The organism is Pantoea sp. GABEPS69 (assembly GCF_045780835.1).
Lineage (GTDB): Bacteria > Pseudomonadota > Gammaproteobacteria > Enterobacterales > Enterobacteriaceae > Pantoea > Pantoea septica.
In genome coordinates this window covers 1,629,624-1,645,255 of the sequence record NZ_CP118618.1, presented here as the reverse complement: position 1 = coordinate 1,645,255, position 15,632 = coordinate 1,629,624, and the positions used below count along the sequence as shown (strand labels likewise).

Genomic DNA, 15,632 nt, shown 5'->3' with positions numbered 1-15,632 from the left:
CGCGGGGCTTTTTTTCAGGCGGCGGAACGGGCGCGCTTCAGACCGATCAGCGTCGGGAAGATAAACAGCGACTGCCCCAGACCGCGATTGGTCACCGACCACACCGCCACCGAGCAGAGCGAACAGAGACCGACTATCGCCACCGGATAGAGGCAGGCCCACAGAAACGAGAACCAGGCGTGCTCGAACAGGTGGTGCCGCTGAGCGAACAGGATCGCCGACATGCCGAAGAACTCGATGAAGATGCGGTGGATCACGTAAATCTGCAGCGTGTTGCGCCCTATCCAGTTCATGTAGCTCATGCTGAAATGCTGATTGAGCCAGCGGCAGGCCGCCACGCTCCCCAGCACTGCGATAATGCACATAAACAGGCTCTTATCCAGGCCGAAAATAACGTGGATGCCCGCCAGCGCCGCCAGTATCGCCCAGGGCACCATATTTTCACGACGCCATTCGCTCAGGCGCAGCATCATCGGGCTCCAGAAGACGCCCAGCAGGAAGAACAGGAAATATTGCGCCACGCTCTGCGGGCCCCAGAAGGGAATAATTTTCTCTACCGCAAGGTAATTAAGCAGCACGGCGACCGCCAGCAGGGCCACTTTATGCTGACGAAATATTTTGGCGCAGAGGAAATATAAGCCAAGCCCGTAGAGATACCAGGAGGTGCTCATCGCCAGAAAAGTCAGCTTTAAAAATTCAAACAGCGACCCGGCATAGGCGGCGTTAAGATTTTGAGAGATACGCTGGCCGGTTATTTCAGTCGAGATGCCGACAATCGACCACCACTGAATAAAGCCCCACAGAATGTAGAGATAAAAGAGATTGGTAATACGGCTGGTGAAAACCTGTTTCCAGGGACGATTAAGAATGCCGTTGGTGGCCAGCAGGCCGGAGACGAAGAAAAAAGCGGGCATACGCAGCGGCGACAGCACGGTATTAAACTGTACCCACATTTCCGCCGGGATCCAGCCTGCGGAGAGATACTTCAGCGTGCCTTCAAAGCCCGGCAGCACGGTGTGATACAGCACCACCAGCAATATGCAGGCCCCCTTAAGGGTATTGACCCACGTTATTTCATCTGACTTAGCGTTGTTCATGATTTGACTCCTGCTGTGTAGGTCAGAAATTGAAGAGGAAAAGAGAAAAAACGACATGATACTTTTAGGATTATCTGGCGATTATTCGCCATTCCCCTGCCGCTGACTATAGCGAAAGTCTTAAAAGTATTAAGCTGGCCCTGAATTAACAATGCTTTACTCGTTTCGCCTTTTCTTTACATTTCTTTTGCGCAGGGCTTTTTTAGTTAGCTGTTAACGACTAAGCAGGAAAAAGGCGTCAAACCGGCAATGGTTATTTACGCAGGTAAATAGGAGTAAACCTGAAGCGTTAAAACCAGAAGATGATCGATGCGCGCGAAAATATTTAAATATTTTGCCCCAAATTGTTTAAGCATAAATAATTAATTGTGATAGGGCGAATAAGAGAATAATTTGCGGGCGTGGCGCGCACGCAGCAGAAAAATGGAATACGCCTCCGGAGAGGCGTATTTATTACTGATTGAGGAATTTATCGAGGAACTGCCGGGTGCGCGCCTGCTGGGGATTGCTGAACAGCGCTTTCGCCGCGCCCTGTTCTACGATGCGCCCCTGATCCATAAAAATCGCCCGATCCGCGACGTCGCGGGCAAAGCTCATCTCATGGGTAACGATGACCATGGTGCGCTTCTCCTGAGCCAGCGCGCGAATGGTGTTGAGCACCTCGCCCACCAGCTCAGGATCGAGCGCCGACGTCGGCTCGTCGAACAGGATCACCTGCGGACGCATCGCCAGCGCGCGGGCAATCGCGACCCGCTGCTGCTGACCGCCGGAGAGCCGACGCGGGAAACTGCTCTCTCTGCCCTGCAGCCCCACTTTCTCCAGCAGCGTGCGCGCACGCGCTTCGGCTTCCCCTTTCGGTTCGCCTTTGACGATCACCGGCCCTTCAATAATGTTTTCCAGCACCGAGCGGTGGGGAAACAGATTGAAGTTCTGGAACACGAAACCGACCTGCTGGCGTAGCTGACGCACCTGCTCTTTCTGCTTTGTCTGCGCCAGCCGGGCGTCGATAGCGATCTCCCCAACCTTGATGGTGCCGCTGTCCGGCGTTTCCAGCAGGTTAATGCAGCGCAGCAGCGTGGTTTTACCCGAGCCGCTGGGGCCGATAATCGCCACCACTTCGCCGGAAGCGACCTCAAGGTCAATGCCGTGCAGTACCGTCTGGCCGTTAAAGGTTTTCACCAGCTTGCTGATTTCGATGGCGCTCATTTCGCCTCCTCATCCTGACGATTAACCCGTTTTTCCAGCCGGTTTTGCAGCGCCGAGAGCAGGGTCGCCATGACCCAGTAGATCAGCGACGCCGCCAGGTACATGGTGAAAACCTCTAGCGTGCGCGAGGTAATCAGCTGCGCCTGACGGAACAGCTCTGGCACCTGAATGGTCGCCGCCAGCGAGGTATCTTTCACCAGGCTGATAAAGCTGTTGCCGAGCGGCGGCAGCGCCGTGCGCGCCGCCTGGGGCAGAATAACGCGGCGCAGCGTCTGCCAGCGGGTCATGCCGATACTCGCCGCCGCTTCCCACTGGCCGCGCTCAATGGCCGCAATCGCGCCGCGCAGCGACTCCGACGCGTAGGCAGCGGTATTCAGCGACAGGCCAATCATGGCGGAGGGTATGGGATCGAGCTCGATACCGAACTGCGGCAGGCCGTAGTAAATCATAAACAGCTGCGCAATCAGCGGCGTGCCGCGAAACACCGACACGTAAAAGCGCGAGAGCAGGCTAACGGGCCAGAAACGCGACAGCCGCATCAGCGCCAGCACAAAGCCCAGCACCAGCCCGAAAAACATGCCGCCGATGCTGAGCTGCAGCGTAAAGAGCGCGCCTTTTAATAAAAAAGGTGCTGAATCCAGCACCAGTTGAAGACTTTCCTGCATTACTTAGTCACATCCGCGCCGAACCATTTTTCAGAGAGTTTGGTCAGCGAACCATCTTTCTGCATGGCGGCGATCGCCTGATTGACGGCGTTAAGCAGATCGTCATTGCCTTTGCGCAGCGCGACGCCTGACTCGAGACGTGAGAACGGCGCGCCGGCTACTGCCATGGTGTTGCCGGTTTTCTTCACCAGATCCAGCGCGGCGAGACGATCCACCAGGATCGCATCAAGACGGCCAGAGCGCAGATCCTGATATTTAGTCGGGTCGTCATCATAGGTACGGATATCGACGCCTTTAACGTTGTCGCGCAGCCACTGCTCATAGTTCGAGCCCAGGCCGACGCCGACTTTCTTACCTGCCAAATCTTCCGGCTTGCTGATGGTGCCCGCTTTCGCCTTCATCGTCAGCGCCTGCACGCCAGAGATGGTGTACGGCGTAGAGAAATCATACTTCTTCTTGCGCTCGTCGGAGATGGTCACCTGATTGATCACCACGTCGATGCGTTTTGAGTCCAGCGACGCCAGCATGCCGTCCCATTTGGTCGGCTGCAGTTTGGCCTTCACGCCCAGATGCTGCGCCAGCTGCTGCGCGAACTCCACCTCAAAACCGGTCAGCTTGCCGCTCTCATCCTGAAAGCTGAACGGCGGATAGGTGCCTTCCAGGCCGACGCGCAGTTCGCCCTTGTCTTTGACCTGCGCCAGCAGGTTTTCCGCAGCGTGCGTCTTCAGGTTAACGCCGGCAATCAGCGCCGCCGCCATCACGCCCATCGCCAGATGGCGACCAACACGAGAAAAAATCATATCTACCCCATTTATTAGTATGTGATGTGTGTGTTGTCAGGCCGCGCCTGCGCGCCGCCCGGTACTGCTGTAATAACCCGCGAAGTATAAACGTTTTTTTTCCAACTGCTCAGACCGAAGGATGATAAGCAAATAACGCTGGCGCACCGCCGGTGTGGACGAACAGCAGCGGCCCTTCGCGGCGGAAACGGTTCTGGCTGATGCCGTCGAGCAGTCCCGCCATCGCTTTGCCGGTGTAAACCGGATCGAGCAGGATCCCTTCCAGCCGCGCCAGCAGCTTCACCGCCTCCATTCCCTCCTGGTTCGGCTCGCCGTAGCGCGGGCCGAAATAATCGTCCCACAGGGTCACGGCGGCCGTGCTGGTCAACTCCAGTCTGGCGATCAGCTGCTGCCGCAGGCTATCCACCACCGGCAGCTGCTGCTCCGCGTGGCGCGAGACGGTGACGCCGATCACCTCTGTTTCCGGCAGCAGCTGCTCAAGGCCGACCGCCAGTCCGGCGTGGGTGCCGGCACTACCGGATGCGACCACTACCGCGGCGAAGTCGACCACGCCTTCGCTCTGGTGCGCAATCTCCTGCGCGCAGTCGATATAGCCCAGCGCGCCGAGCCAGTTCGAGCCGCCGACCGGCACGACATAGGGCCGAAAGCCCTGCGCCTCAAGGCGTTCCGCCTGCGCCGCCAGCTGCGCCGCCGGATTGTCCAGCGCGTCAACCAGCACGATTTCGCAGTCGAACAGATCCAGCAGCAGCCGGTTGCCGTTACTGAGGTAGTTTTCCGTCTGGGTGGCGATCGGGTTTTCCAGCAGCGCGACGCACTTCAGGCCGAGCTTCGCGGCGACGGCGGCGGTCTGACGCACGTGGTTAGACTGAATGGCGCCCGCCGTCAGCAAGACGTCTGCGCCTTCGCGTAGCGCATCCGCCGCCAGAAACTCCAGCTTGCGCAGTTTGTTGCCGCCCAAAGCGATGGGCGTGACATCGTCACGTTTAATAAAGATATCGCGGCCGACGTAGTCGGAGAGGCGTGGCAGGTGCTCCAGCGGCGTGGGCGCGCCGAGCAGCTCCAGACGCGGATAGTGATGAACAAGATGTAAAGACAATGCGGCCTCCAGGGCAGTCACGATAATCTTTACAGTGTTGCAGAAGTTGCGCGAAGGATCATCCGGCATCGCGCGTAAAAGCGGCGGTTAAATAGCCTGATGTAAAATCGCTCGTTCTCATGCGCAGGCCGGGCGCGTCTTAGCGCCCTGCATAGCCATCCGCCGCCTGCTGAGTGCGCGGCGGCGGATGGCTTAACGCGCTGCTGGCGTTATCTGGCTCGCTTCCGCCTGAACGAAGAGATTCAGAATGCCAGCGCTTCGGCAGCTAGCTACGCTGCCACCCCAAAAACTGGTCATATTTGCGCAGCGCGATGCGGTAGTTATTATTTCCCGCATCGGGCAGATCGTTCTCCAGGCACGCATGCCAGCTGTTGCCGCTTAAACGGTCAGCCGGGAAATTTTTGGCCTTAAGCATATCGTCCAGACGACGCAGCCGTACCACATACTCGCGGATAGTGCTGTGGCTCATTTCCGTCTGCTCAAACAGATACTGCTTGAATGCCATAATGTCGAAGTAATTAGGATGCGTATTGCAAAAAATATCACTACAGAAACGGCACAGCGCGGTCAGTTCTGGCTGTAATTTCAGCCACAGCTGCTCATCAATCATTTGGTCCATGCGCGCAATGGCCTCTTTATTGATGATCTGACCGCGAAAGACCAACGCCATGCGGTCCAGTACTTTGCCACAGTGTGAACAGTGGCTCTGGCTATGTTTGTAGTCTTTAAGATAACGGCTTAAAGGTCTGGCCTTGGATTTGGCTCCCATTGCTGAGTCCCCGGTTTTATTATTTTTAGATCGCCAGGAACTGAGGCCGTCAGCGCGCTCCCGTAAGTCGGGCACGCAGGCGTTTGATCGCCTGACTGTGCAGTTGGCTGACGCGTGATTCTCCCACGTCAAGTACCGCTCCAATCTCTTTCAGGTTCAGTTCTTCCTGGTAGTACAGTGTCAGCACCATTTTTTCGCGATCGGGTAAGGCTTCGATCGCTTCAATGACGCGTTCACGCAGATTCCCTTCAAGCAGCTGATGCAGCGGGTTGGCCTCTTCATGCCCCTCCGTGACCAGCTCCGCGCTGTCGCCGTGTTCTTCCCGATACTCGTCGTAGGAGAAGAGCTGGCTGTTGTTGGTATCCAGCAGGATCTGCCGGTACTCTTCCATCGAAACATTCAGCCGGTCGGCTACCTCCTGCTCGGTGGCGGCACGCCCCATCGTCTGCTCGACCTGGTGCATCGCGCCCGCCACTTCGCGCGCGTTGCGTCGCACGCTGCGCGGCGCCCAGTCCCGGCTGCGAAGCTCATCCAGCATTGCGCCTCGGATGCGCTGCACGGCGTAGGTGGTGAATGCCGTTCCCTGCAGCGCGTCGTAACGCTCTACAGCGTTCAGCAAGCCAATACCACCGGCCTGCAGCAGATCGTCAAGCTCAACGCTGGCCGGCAGACGAACCTGCAGACGCAACGCTTCATGGCGCACCAGCGGCACGTAGCGCTGCCAGAGCGAATGTTTATCCATCACGCCTTCGGCGGTATAGAAATCGTTCACGTTGACTACCCTGCGTTAATGAAGTTATCGGCAGGATTATCCAATTCTGTAGGGGGATCGATTGGCTGAATAGGCGGGCAAAAGCGAGGTTATTTCATTTTTGTTATGTCAGAGAGCGGATCGCTCCGCTCTCATCACGTTGCTTAATCTGACGCGCGCAGCCGCTGCCGCGTGGCGGGCGGCACCGCGTCCCATAAAGCGCATACCTGGCCTTCAAGGGCCTGGTAACAGGGGCTTATGCTTTGCCCGATTTCCGCGTCGGGATGAAAGCGTATCTGGCCGGATTCACCATCGATGCTTATCAGTTTGTTAAGAAACAGACGCTGCAGATCGCTCCGCAAAAACAAACCGTTATCGACGCTGTTATCCGCCAGGCCGCCTTCGCTGTTTTCCCGCGTATCGATATGGCAGGCCTCAACCCAGGGCCAGACAGGGCGATCGGTCAGGCGCGTGCCGGTGATGACGCAGCCGCCGTAGCGCGCTTTTACGGCCGTCAAAAACGCCGCCTGGCTGGCGCGCTGAAACAGGCTCTCCTTAACCCGCCGTCCTACCTCCATGCCCGGCATAACCGCCGTGGGCGCCTTATGCTGCGGCGTGCTCAGCACCACGATGAACTGGACAGGACGCGAGAGCGGAAAACAGGGGCGCGCCTGGGGATCGAAGAGCTGCCAGTAAGCCTCGTTCTCATCCTCGCGCATCAGCGCCAGCTGATAGCCGCGGCTGGCGAGCAGGTTCTGCGCGGCGGCGGAATGGGGATCGATCATGGCGTAGACGCGGCTTTCGCCCATCACCTGCCAGAGGTTATCGCGCGACACCTCGCCGCTGCGGCGAAAATAGGCAAAGGGCTGCTGCGACTTCAGATAGTGCTCGAACCGGCGCAGATAGTTTTTGCGCTCGTTGTCGTCGGAGATAAACAGCAGGTCCTCCAGCGGGCTGTTGCTCTCTTCGCCAGCGAACACCGCGCGAATACGCAAGGCGCGATAGCTGGTGGACGGGCTTAACAACCCGCGTACGGTCAGCGCCTTTTCGTCGGGATGCTGCCGCGCGTAGCGCAGCGCGATCTCGTCGAAGGTGAGCTGCTCGCCGGGTAACAAGTCATAATTGAAGCGCATAGACACTCCAGAAAAAAATCAAACTGAATGCGTGTGTTGTTCTGTAAGGAGTTATCGGCAGGCGCGCGGGGATCTGTAACGCAACAGGCAAATGCAGGCGTCAGGAGAGAGGAGCGGCGAAGGTCAGGCGTACTGTTCAAGGCGAACCAGTACGCCCGCCTCACTTAGCGCAGCAGATGAAGCAGCGAGAGATCGTCGTTAACTTTGCTTTTTTCAATTTCATGCATAAAAGCTTTATCTGAAATCTGATCGTGTTTCGTCACTGAGTGATAGCTGTAAATAATATTAATAACGTCGTTTTCACTGATCGTCCCCACCAGCTCCAGGCTGGCTGAGAGTAGCGATCTCAGCAGGAACCACTCCGCCGTTAGCAGATAGAGATTCGCGAGTGCGCTCTGCCCGCTGAGGGAAGGGAAGCCGTCGTGATACATCCGGTACTGCAGATAATTGCCCATAATATGCGGGCGCTCTGCCAGCCAGGGTTTCAGTTTATCCTGCCAGACGGCCGCCAGACGCTTCATCGATACCGTGACGTCATTGTGCTCAGCAAGATCGCTCTGGATGTAAATCAGCTTATTGACATAGTGGATAAGCGTCGCCGACCCGCGAATTGCCTTGTGGCTGCCCAGGTAAGCCTGTAGACGCAACAGCAATGCCCACTGCAGCTGGTAGTCAGGCTTGATGCTGTCGATATTCGCTGCCATTTCTCCCTGTTCGATGAGATTCAGAACCGAGAAAAAGTACTCTTCAAGCCGGGTATAGTTATCCGCACTGTCGCCTGTTTTTTCGGCAAAAAGAAACAGCATCGCAATGCCGTAAAGCCCCTGCTCGATGTTGGCGCCGCTGGCCAGCAGCAGATTGCTGCACATCAGGTTGATGAATCGCGACGCCTGATCGACTTCCGGCGCGTTCAGCGCTGAAATACGCAACGCTTTCTTTTCATTAAGCAGCATGGCCTCAGGGCTGGCCAGCAGCCCTTTTACCGCTTCCGGGCAGGAGAGCGTCAGGCTGTTCCTGATCTCATACCTGGTTTTTTTCTGCGAGCGTGGATAGCTGGAACAGGTGGGGCTCAGCGCCTTTTCACCCATTTTTTTATGGATGTTGCAGAGACTGTTCTCATCAAGGAAAACGCAATTGCCGCTACTGTTTAGCTTGATGGTGCCCCAGTTATCAAAACTTTTTTTGGTTTTGATAATATTTTCTTCCGCAAGCTGGCGCACCGCAATGTCGCCGCTCTTCAAATAGCGGCTGACCGTGGGCTTATCTAAATAGATATCCCAGCCTTTACAGCAGTGGTCCAGGCACGCGCTGCCGGCACACTTAAATTCGCTGAAAAACAGCGGTTCAACTACCGAAATCTCTTTCATGATCTTACCTGCTGATGGCGTTAAAACGGCAAAAACACAATGACAGCGACCAGCCTATCAACAGGTAAGCCACCGCAATGCCGATAACACAGAGGCTTTCCTGGCTTTTTCTCAGGCATAAAAAAAACCCCGCCGAAGCGGGGTTTTCAGGTATTTCACCAGAGGGCGATTAGCCCTGCAGCAGAGACAGAACCTGCTGCGGAACCTGGTTAGCTTTCGCCAACACAGAGTTACCCGCCTGCTGGATGATCTGCGCTTTAGACATGTTTGAAACTTCGGTCGCGTAGTCAGCATCCTGAATACGAGACTGTGCTTCAGACAGGTTAGTCGTGGTGTTGTTCAGGTTAGTTACCGCTGAATCCAGACGGTTCTGAATCGCACCCAGTGAAGAACGGAATTTGTCTACGCTGGCGATCGCGCTGTCGATTTTTGATAACGGGTCAGAGGTAGCACCAGTTGAGAAATCAGACAGGTTGATGTTTTTGGTGTCGATGGTGAACGCTGCGGTATCGCCGCCTGCAGTGGTAGTTGCTGACTGCGGGTCAACAGCGATGTAGAAGTCCTGGCTTGCACCGTTAGCGATGTCGAAACCGTTCGCTTTCAGGTTGTTGGTTTCTGCCGCAGAAGTAGACTTGATGGTCACTTTAGCGAACATGTTGCCGTTGTCGTCTTTATAGACGCTAGTACCGTCAACTTTCGCGCCGCCAGCTGCCAGACCCAGGCGGGTTGACAGGTCGTCAGTTGCGCCTGATTCCGCTACGGTTGCTTTAGAGACGTTACTGGTAGTGCCGTAGACTTTCTGGAAGTCAGCAGCACCAGCAGCGGCAGGCGTGCCCTGCGGGCCGTTCACGTTCAGGGTGTTCAGCTTCAGCGTAGAAGAGTCGATTTTTTTCAGGTCGATGTCGATGGTTTCGCCATCGTTCGCGCCAACCTGGATAGACATTTTGCCGTCTTTAGCCAGTACGTTTACGCCGTTGAACTGAGTCTGACCAGATACGCGGTCAATCTCGTCCAGACGAGATTTGATTTCGTCCTGGATTGAAGATTTGTCGGAATCAGAGTTGGTGCCGTTCTGCGCCTGAACAGTCAGTTCACGGATACGCTGCAGGTTGTTGTTGATTTCTGACAGCGCGCCTTCAGTAGTCTGCGCAGCAGAGATACCGTCGTTGGCGTTACGTGCAGCCTGAGTCAGGCCTTTGATGTTGGACTGGAAACGGTTGGCAATCGCCTGACCAGCAGCGTCATCTTTCGCGCTGTTGATACGAAGACCAGAAGACAGACGCTCGATAGAAGTAGACAGAGCGGACTGGTTCTTGTTGATGTTGTTCTGAGTGATCAGCGAGAGGCTGTTGGTATTAATGACTTGGGCCATGATAAATATTCCTGTTAATCAAGTCTTTCGGTTAAGGTGTGGGCTTCAACCCGCCGGCTTCAGCGCCGTCAAAGTTGTTATCGTCTGCCCTTAAACAACCTTTAGAATTTTTTTAGTACCAGGTGAAAATTTTTTCCTTCAACCTGTCACGCTTATCTTTATCGCCCTCGCCCGCCACTTCTTTAGAAGAAAATCACTTCCTTTCTAGCCGTTGAAATACCCTTCTCTATATACGCTATTCGCTTTATCGCGCAGTGATGAATAACTTTAAACTTTCCTTATTCGCAGCCGATAACCCCGGTATTCACTCTCCGTGTCGACATGATAAGGAAACAAACATGGCAAGTATCACTAACCTGGGTGTCGGTTCAGGCCTTAACTTAAGCGATATCTTAGACAGTATGCAGACGGCGGAAAAAGCCGCGCTGACTCCGATTTCTAAACAGCAGTCCTCCTATACCGCTAAACTGAGCGCCTACGCGACGCTGAAAAGCGCGCTGACCACCTTTCAGACGGCGAACACCACACTGAATAACGCCAGCCTGTTTAGCGCCACGACCGCGACCAGCAGCTCAAGCGCCTTTAGCGCCACCACCTCCGGCAGTTCCGTCGCGGCAGGCAAGTACACCATTAGCGTGACGCAGCTGGCCCAGGCGCAAACCCTGACCTCAGCGGCACAGAGCAGCAACACCGCCGCGCTGGGCGACAGCTCGGCCAGCAGCCGCACGCTGAGCATCGCGCTGGCGGACGGCTCCAGCAAAGACATTACGCTGACCAGCGCGCAGACCTCGCTGACCGGCATGCGCGACGCCATCAACGGCGCCAGCGCGGGCGTTACCGCCAGCATTATCAAGGTTGGAGATGGCAGCTACCGCCTTTCCGTCAGCGCGAATGAGAGCGGTTCAGGCAAAGCCGTCAGCTCGATTAAGGTGACCGGCGACGATACGCTTGCGGGCATCGTCGGCTACGACGCCAGCGCCACCAGTAATGGGATGACCGAAAGCGTCAAGGCGCAGAATGCGAAGCTGACGGTCAATAACGTCGCCATCGAGAGCAGCAGCAACACCATCAGCGACGCGCTGGAAGGCATTACGCTGAATCTCAGCGACGTCACCAGCGGCAACCAGACGCTGACGATCGCCTCCGATACCACCAAAGCCAACGCCGCTATCACCGGCTGGGTCTCCGCCTACAACACCCTGCAGGACACCTTTTCCAGCCTGACCAAATATACCGCGGTGGATGTGGGCACTGATTCGCAGGACAGCAGCAACGGCGCGCTGTTGGGCGACAGCACCTTGCGTACCATCCAGAACCAGCTGAAGAGCCTGCTGACCAATGCCGCCAGCTCCTCGACGTTCAAAACCATGGCGCAGATCGGCGTGACCTCCAACCCGACCACCGGGCAGCTGGAAGTCGACTCTGACAAGCTGAGCAAGAGCCTGAAAAACAATATGTCGGACGTGAAAGAGATGATTATCGGCGACGGCAAAACCACCGGCATCGCCACCACCGTCTCCAGCAACCTGACCAGCTGGCTCTCCAGCACCGGCATCGTGCAGTCCGCCACCGACGGCGTCAGCAAGACGCTTAACGCCCTGACCGTCCAGTACAACTCAGTCAACGATCGTATCAACGACACGATTACGCGTCTGAAAGCCCAGTTTACGCAGCTCGACGTGGTGATGAGTTCGCTTAACCAGACCAGCAGCTATCTGACGCAGCAGTTCGACACCTCGAACTCCAGCTCCAAAAGCTGATTTTTATAAGGAGTGATCATGTACACCGCAAACGGCATTCAGGCCTATGCAAAAATCGGCGTCGAAAGCGCCGTCATGAGCGCGAATCCGCATCAGCTGGTCAATATGCTGTTCGACGGCGCGCTGAGCGCGCTGGTGCGCGCCCGCCTGTTTATGCAGGACGGCAACATTGAAGGGAAAGGTCTTTCCCTTTCGAAGGCCATTAACATTATTGAAAACGGGCTTAAGCAGGGTCTCGCAGAAGAGAGCGGCGACGAGCTCACCACCAACTTGATTTCGCTTTACGCCTACATGGTGCGGCGACTCCTGCAGGCGAACTTACGCAACGACGTGGAGGCCATTGTCGAGGTCGAAGCGCTGCTGCGTAATATCGCTGACGCATGGAAGGAAATCGCCCAGCCTCAACCTCTGATTCAGGACGCCGTTTAATGATACTAGCACCGCAACTGATTACCATTTACCAGCAGTTACTCGATCTCAGCCAGCAAATGCTGCGTCTTGCGGCCGAGGGCGAATGGGATGATTTGATCAAAAAGGAAGTTGATTACGTCAGCGCGGTGCAACGGCTGGCGCGATCGACCGAAGCCGCCTCGCCTTCCGTGCAGGCGCAGGAGCAGCTGCGTCCGGTATTGCGCCATATTCTTGATAACGAAGGTGAAGTGAAGCGCCTGCTGCAGGAACGCATGAACGAGCTTTCCACCCTGGTTAACCAGAACACCCGTCAGAAATCGGTGCTCAGCGCCTACGGCAAACAGGGCAGCGTGATGGTGCCGATGGAAAACCAGCCTCTCTCCTGATTCTGAAACGCACCGCGAAGAACAAAAGATTTGTTCTGCCGGTGCGTCTTTTTTTCGCCGTGCTCCATACTTGCTTTTCCTTCCCGCTGGAGCGCAGCAGATGCACAACCCGACGTTATTGCAATTTTTTCACTGGTATTACCCGGATGGCGGCCAGCTCTGGCCTGAAGTTGCTGAAAAAGCGGCCTGGCTGAGCGAGATCGGCATAACGATGACCTGGCTTCCGCCTGCCTATAAAGGCGAAGCAGGCGGCTATTCCGTGGGATACGACAGCTACGATCTCTTCGACCTGGGCGAATTCGATCAAAAAGGCAGCGTCGCCACTAAATATGGCGACAAGCAACAGCTGCAGGCGGCTGTGGAGGCATTGCGTGCCCACAACCTCGGCGTGCTGCTGGATGTGGTAGTGAACCACAAGATGGGCGCCGACGAAAAAGAGCGCGTGCGCGTTAACCGCGTTAACCCCGACAACCGTGACGAAATCAGCGACGAGGTCATCGAATGCGAAGCCTGGACGCGCTTTAACTTTCCAACGCGCGCGGGCGAATATTCCAGATTCGTCTGGGACTACAAATGCTTTAGCGGCGTCGACCATATCGAAAACCCGGATGAAAACGGCGTCTTCAAGATCGTTAACGACTACACTGCCGACGGCTGGAACGATCAGGTCGACAGCGAGCTGGGCAATTTTGACTATCTGATGGGCGCCAATATCGACTTCCGCAACAACGCCGTGCGCGAAGAGCTGAAATACTGGGCGCGCTGGGTCAGGGAACAGCTGCCCTGCACCGGATTCCGCCTTGATGCGGTCAAGCATATTCCCGCCTGGTTCTACAAAGAGTGGATCGATCACGTTCAGGAGGTCGCCGACGAGCCGATGTTTATCGTCGCCGAGTACTGGTCGTTCGAGACCGATAAGCTGCTGGAGTATATCCAGCAGGTTGAAGGCAAAACTCTGCTGTTCGACGCGCCGCTGCATATGAATTTTCATCAGGCTTCCACTCAGGGCAGCGACTACGATCTCAGCCAGATCTTCGCCAATTCGCTGGTGCAGGCCGATCCCTGGCATGCGGTCACCATCGTCGCCAACCACGACACGCAGCCGCTGCAGTCGCTGGAGGCGCCGGTCGAAGCCTGGTTCAAGCCGCTCGCCTACGCGCTGATCCTGCTGCGCGAGCAAGGGGTGCCGACGGTGTTTTATCCCGACCTGTTCGGCGCCAGCTACGAAGATGAAGGCGGCGACGGCGAAACCCACCGCGTCGAAATGCCCGTCATTCCGGAGCTGGAAGCGCTGATCCGCGCTCGCCAGGCTTACGGCTGGGGCGCGCAAACGGACTATTTCGATCATCCTAACTGCGTAGCGTTCAGCCGCAGCGGCACCGCTGAGCAGACGGGCTGCATCGTCATTATGTCGAACGGCGAAGAAGGCGAGAAAAGCGTGGCGATGGGCGACGGCTTTGCCGGTAAAGCGTGGCGCGACTATTTAGGTCATCGCGACGAAATCCTCACCGCTGATGAACAGGGCACGGTCGTGGTGCGCTGCAACGGCGGCAGCGTCAGCGTCTGGGTGCTGGCGGAGTAACATGACGCGCCTTATACCATCGCAGCTGACGGAATAAGGCGCGGCGAGATTATTGCTTGTTTTCGTTCGCCTGAGTGATGGCGGACTTCATGATTTCCGGTTCGATATTCTGGATAACGGCCGCGTTCGGCTGTTTCGCCACTTCATCCAGCGCCTGCTGGCACTCTACCGTCGGTTGCTCGACCTTACGCAGCGTCAGTCCGTCATAGCGCAGCTCGCCGCCATTCAGTTCTAAGGGCATAACGCGCGACTGGCGATTGACGTTAACGTAATCGCCGCTGAGCAGCGTCAGCTTGCCTGGCTTGGCGATGACGCGCATCCACTGGCGGCAGTCAAGCGTACTGCCGTCCGCATTGACGATCAGACTGCCCAGCGCGCGATCGCTGCGCAACCCGCTCTGCGGGCCGACCGTTTGCCAGGTGCCCTGCAGGCTGGCGGGCGCCGGCGTCTGCACCGCATCCTGATAGCTGTTGATTTGCGCACAGCCGGCCAGCGCCAGCGCGGCCGTCGTCAGCATCCACTTTTTCATCATTAATCCCTGAGATCGCTTCAATGGCGGCTAAGTTATAATTTTTCGCCTGCTTTCCGCAAGCTATCTACGCCCTGCTTCGCCTCGCGCGGCCACTTTTTTTGCGCTGCCCTCCCGTTTAACGGCGTCCTGACAAGGACTGGAGGGTGAGTTACACTGGCGCGCTGCACCGCAATTAATCTTTCAGGAAACTTTATGAAAACGCCAGAAGCCTACTACGCGCAGGCGCGCGAGATGTTTTTTACCGCTCATGCCGATTTTCAGGCCGCGCTCGATGAACTGACGGAGAGCGACGCGCGCCATGCCAATATGTCGCTGCGCCAGCTGCGCGAATGGCATGCGGAACGTATTTACGCCGCTTTCCTGCGCCAGAAAAATCTCGACGGCATGATCTTCTCTATCCAGCTTGCCGAGCCGGATAAAGCGGTGGCCGCCGAAGCCATTGAAAATTATCTTAAATCGCATGCTGAATCGTTGGGAATGACCTGGGAAGAGTTCTGCATCAAAAACGAGCTTTAAGCGGCCGATCGCGACAACACCTCCAACCAGTAAAATAAATCAGGATTAAATTGTACAAGAAGATAAAACTTGTATAACTTTACTGGACGACTTCGGTCGTGATTGTCCTTGAACGAATGGTGCGCTTGCACCGCCTCTGGAGGTGTTGCTGGATTTCCACCTCCAGAGGTTTGATTTTTTTCTCGCTCT

The 15,632-nt window shown here is 56.2% G+C and carries 16 protein-coding genes; 5 read left to right on the top strand and 11 right to left on the bottom strand.

The features are described from left to right. Positions 1-14: 14 nt before the first annotated feature. The 10 genes from PVE98_RS08055 to PVE98_RS08010 form a co-directional block, all read right to left on the bottom strand. Positions 15-1,097: an acyltransferase family protein gene (locus PVE98_RS08055; RefSeq protein WP_033749767.1), complete on the bottom strand. Its 1,083-nt coding sequence runs from the start codon at positions 1,095-1,097 to the stop codon at positions 15-17. A 453-nt stretch (positions 1,098-1,550) separates the two neighbouring features. After that, entirely contained in the window at positions 1,551-2,303 is a 753-nt protein-coding gene (gene tcyN, locus PVE98_RS08050) for an L-cystine ABC transporter ATP-binding protein TcyN (protein WP_096073356.1), read from the bottom strand. Beyond that, on the bottom strand, positions 2,300-2,968 hold the full coding sequence (gene tcyL, locus PVE98_RS08045; protein WP_033749769.1) for a cystine ABC transporter permease: 669 nt from the start codon (positions 2,966-2,968) through the stop codon (positions 2,300-2,302). Before tcyL ends, tcyN begins: the two co-directional genes overlap by 4 nt. Further along, a complete protein-coding gene (tcyJ, locus tag PVE98_RS08040) occupies positions 2,968-3,768 on the bottom strand; it encodes a cystine ABC transporter substrate-binding protein (protein WP_048785858.1) in 801 nt (266 codons plus the stop codon). Before tcyJ ends, tcyL begins: the two co-directional genes overlap by 1 nt. Positions 3,769-3,877: 109 nt before the next feature. Next, positions 3,878-4,864, bottom strand: coding sequence for a D-cysteine desulfhydrase (locus PVE98_RS08035; RefSeq protein ID WP_333620652.1), 987 nt, complete (start codon positions 4,862-4,864; stop codon positions 3,878-3,880). Between the two features lie 265 nt (positions 4,865-5,129). Further along, on the bottom strand, positions 5,130-5,633 hold the full coding sequence (gene fliZ / locus PVE98_RS08030; protein WP_033749773.1) for a flagella biosynthesis regulatory protein FliZ: 504 nt from the start codon (positions 5,631-5,633) through the stop codon (positions 5,130-5,132). Positions 5,634-5,682: 49 nt separating this feature from the next. After that, entirely contained in the window at positions 5,683-6,405 is a 723-nt protein-coding gene (locus PVE98_RS08025) for an RNA polymerase sigma factor FliA (protein WP_033749775.1), read from the bottom strand. Between the two features lie 143 nt (positions 6,406-6,548). After that, the gene (locus PVE98_RS08020) at positions 6,549-7,517 is read right to left on the bottom strand and encodes an HNH endonuclease signature motif containing protein (protein WP_096073357.1); all 969 of its coding nucleotides are present in this window, start codon (positions 7,515-7,517) and stop codon (positions 6,549-6,551) included. Positions 7,518-7,681: 164 nt separating this feature from the next. Further along, positions 7,682-8,884 carry a flagellin lysine-N-methylase gene (fliB, locus tag PVE98_RS08015; RefSeq protein ID WP_096073358.1) on the bottom strand — a complete coding sequence of 401 codons (1,203 nt, stop codon included), beginning with the start codon at positions 8,882-8,884 and terminating at the stop codon, positions 7,682-7,684. A gap of 169 nt (positions 8,885-9,053) precedes the next feature. After that, the gene (locus tag PVE98_RS08010; RefSeq protein WP_096073359.1) at positions 9,054-10,256 is read right to left on the bottom strand and encodes a FliC/FljB family flagellin; all 1,203 of its coding nucleotides are present in this window, start codon (positions 10,254-10,256) and stop codon (positions 9,054-9,056) included. A gap of 338 nt (positions 10,257-10,594) precedes the next feature. On the opposite strand from PVE98_RS08010, the gene fliD reads away from it, so the two are divergent. The 4 genes from fliD (at position 10,595) to amyA (ending at position 14,395) form a co-directional block, all read left to right on the top strand. Beyond that, on the top strand, positions 10,595-12,016 hold the full coding sequence (fliD, locus tag PVE98_RS08005) for a flagellar filament capping protein FliD (RefSeq protein ID WP_033749782.1): 1,422 nt from the start codon (positions 10,595-10,597) through the stop codon (positions 12,014-12,016). Between the two features lie 18 nt (positions 12,017-12,034). Then, positions 12,035-12,445 carry a flagellar export chaperone FliS gene (gene fliS / locus PVE98_RS08000; RefSeq protein ID WP_033749785.1) on the top strand — a complete coding sequence of 137 codons (411 nt, stop codon included), beginning with the start codon at positions 12,035-12,037 and terminating at the stop codon, positions 12,443-12,445. Next, positions 12,445-12,813, top strand: coding sequence for a flagella biosynthesis regulatory protein FliT (gene fliT, locus PVE98_RS07995; RefSeq protein ID WP_096073360.1), 369 nt, complete (start codon positions 12,445-12,447; stop codon positions 12,811-12,813). Before fliS ends, fliT begins: the two co-directional genes overlap by 1 nt. A 100-nt stretch (positions 12,814-12,913) precedes the next feature. Further along, a complete protein-coding gene (amyA, locus tag PVE98_RS07990) occupies positions 12,914-14,395 on the top strand; it encodes an alpha-amylase (protein ID WP_407568569.1) in 1,482 nt (493 codons plus the stop codon). A gap of 49 nt (positions 14,396-14,444) precedes the next feature. Here amyA and yedD read toward each other — a convergent pair whose 3' ends face one another. Then, entirely contained in the window at positions 14,445-14,924 is a 480-nt protein-coding gene (gene yedD, locus PVE98_RS07985) for a lipoprotein YedD (RefSeq protein WP_096073362.1), read from the bottom strand. Positions 14,925-15,119: 195 nt separating this feature from the next. Here yedD and PVE98_RS07980 point away from each other — a divergent pair, with 195 nt between their 5' ends. Further along, positions 15,120-15,443 carry a DUF6388 family protein gene (locus tag PVE98_RS07980; RefSeq protein ID WP_033749791.1) on the top strand — a complete coding sequence of 108 codons (324 nt, stop codon included), beginning with the start codon at positions 15,120-15,122 and terminating at the stop codon, positions 15,441-15,443. The last annotated feature ends 189 nt before the right edge of the window (positions 15,444-15,632 follow it).

Bases quoted from the DNA above. Each gene is read 5' to 3' on its own strand.
- yedD (WP_096073362.1), bottom strand. From the start codon at position 14,924: ATGAAAAAGTGGATGCTGACGACGGCCGCGCTGGCGCTGGCCGGCTGT.
- tcyN (WP_096073356.1), bottom strand. From the start codon at position 2,303: ATGAGCGCCATCGAAATCAGCAAGCTGGTGAAAACCTTTAACGGCCAG.
- PVE98_RS08010 (WP_096073359.1), bottom strand. From the start codon at position 10,256: ATGGCCCAAGTCATTAATACCAACAGCCTCTCGCTGATCACTCAGAAC.
- tcyJ (WP_048785858.1), bottom strand. From the start codon at position 3,768: ATGATTTTTTCTCGTGTTGGTCGCCATCTGGCGATGGGCGTGATGGCG.
- fliB (WP_096073358.1), bottom strand. From the start codon at position 8,884: ATGAAAGAGATTTCGGTAGTTGAACCGCTGTTTTTCAGCGAATTTAAG.
- PVE98_RS07980 (WP_033749791.1), top strand. From the start codon at position 15,120: ATGAAAACGCCAGAAGCCTACTACGCGCAGGCGCGCGAGATGTTTTTT.
- fliZ (WP_033749773.1), bottom strand. From the start codon at position 5,633: ATGGGAGCCAAATCCAAGGCCAGACCTTTAAGCCGTTATCTTAAAGAC.
- PVE98_RS08020 (WP_096073357.1), bottom strand. From the start codon at position 7,517: ATGCGCTTCAATTATGACTTGTTACCCGGCGAGCAGCTCACCTTCGAC.
- tcyL (WP_033749769.1), bottom strand. From the start codon at position 2,968: ATGCAGGAAAGTCTTCAACTGGTGCTGGATTCAGCACCTTTTTTATTA.
- amyA (WP_407568569.1), top strand. From the start codon at position 12,914: ATGCACAACCCGACGTTATTGCAATTTTTTCACTGGTATTACCCGGAT.
- fliT (WP_096073360.1), top strand. From the start codon at position 12,445: ATGATACTAGCACCGCAACTGATTACCATTTACCAGCAGTTACTCGAT.
- fliS (WP_033749785.1), top strand. From the start codon at position 12,035: ATGTACACCGCAAACGGCATTCAGGCCTATGCAAAAATCGGCGTCGAA.
- fliD (WP_033749782.1), top strand. From the start codon at position 10,595: ATGGCAAGTATCACTAACCTGGGTGTCGGTTCAGGCCTTAACTTAAGC.
- PVE98_RS08055 (WP_033749767.1), bottom strand. From the start codon at position 1,097: ATGAACAACGCTAAGTCAGATGAAATAACGTGGGTCAATACCCTTAAG.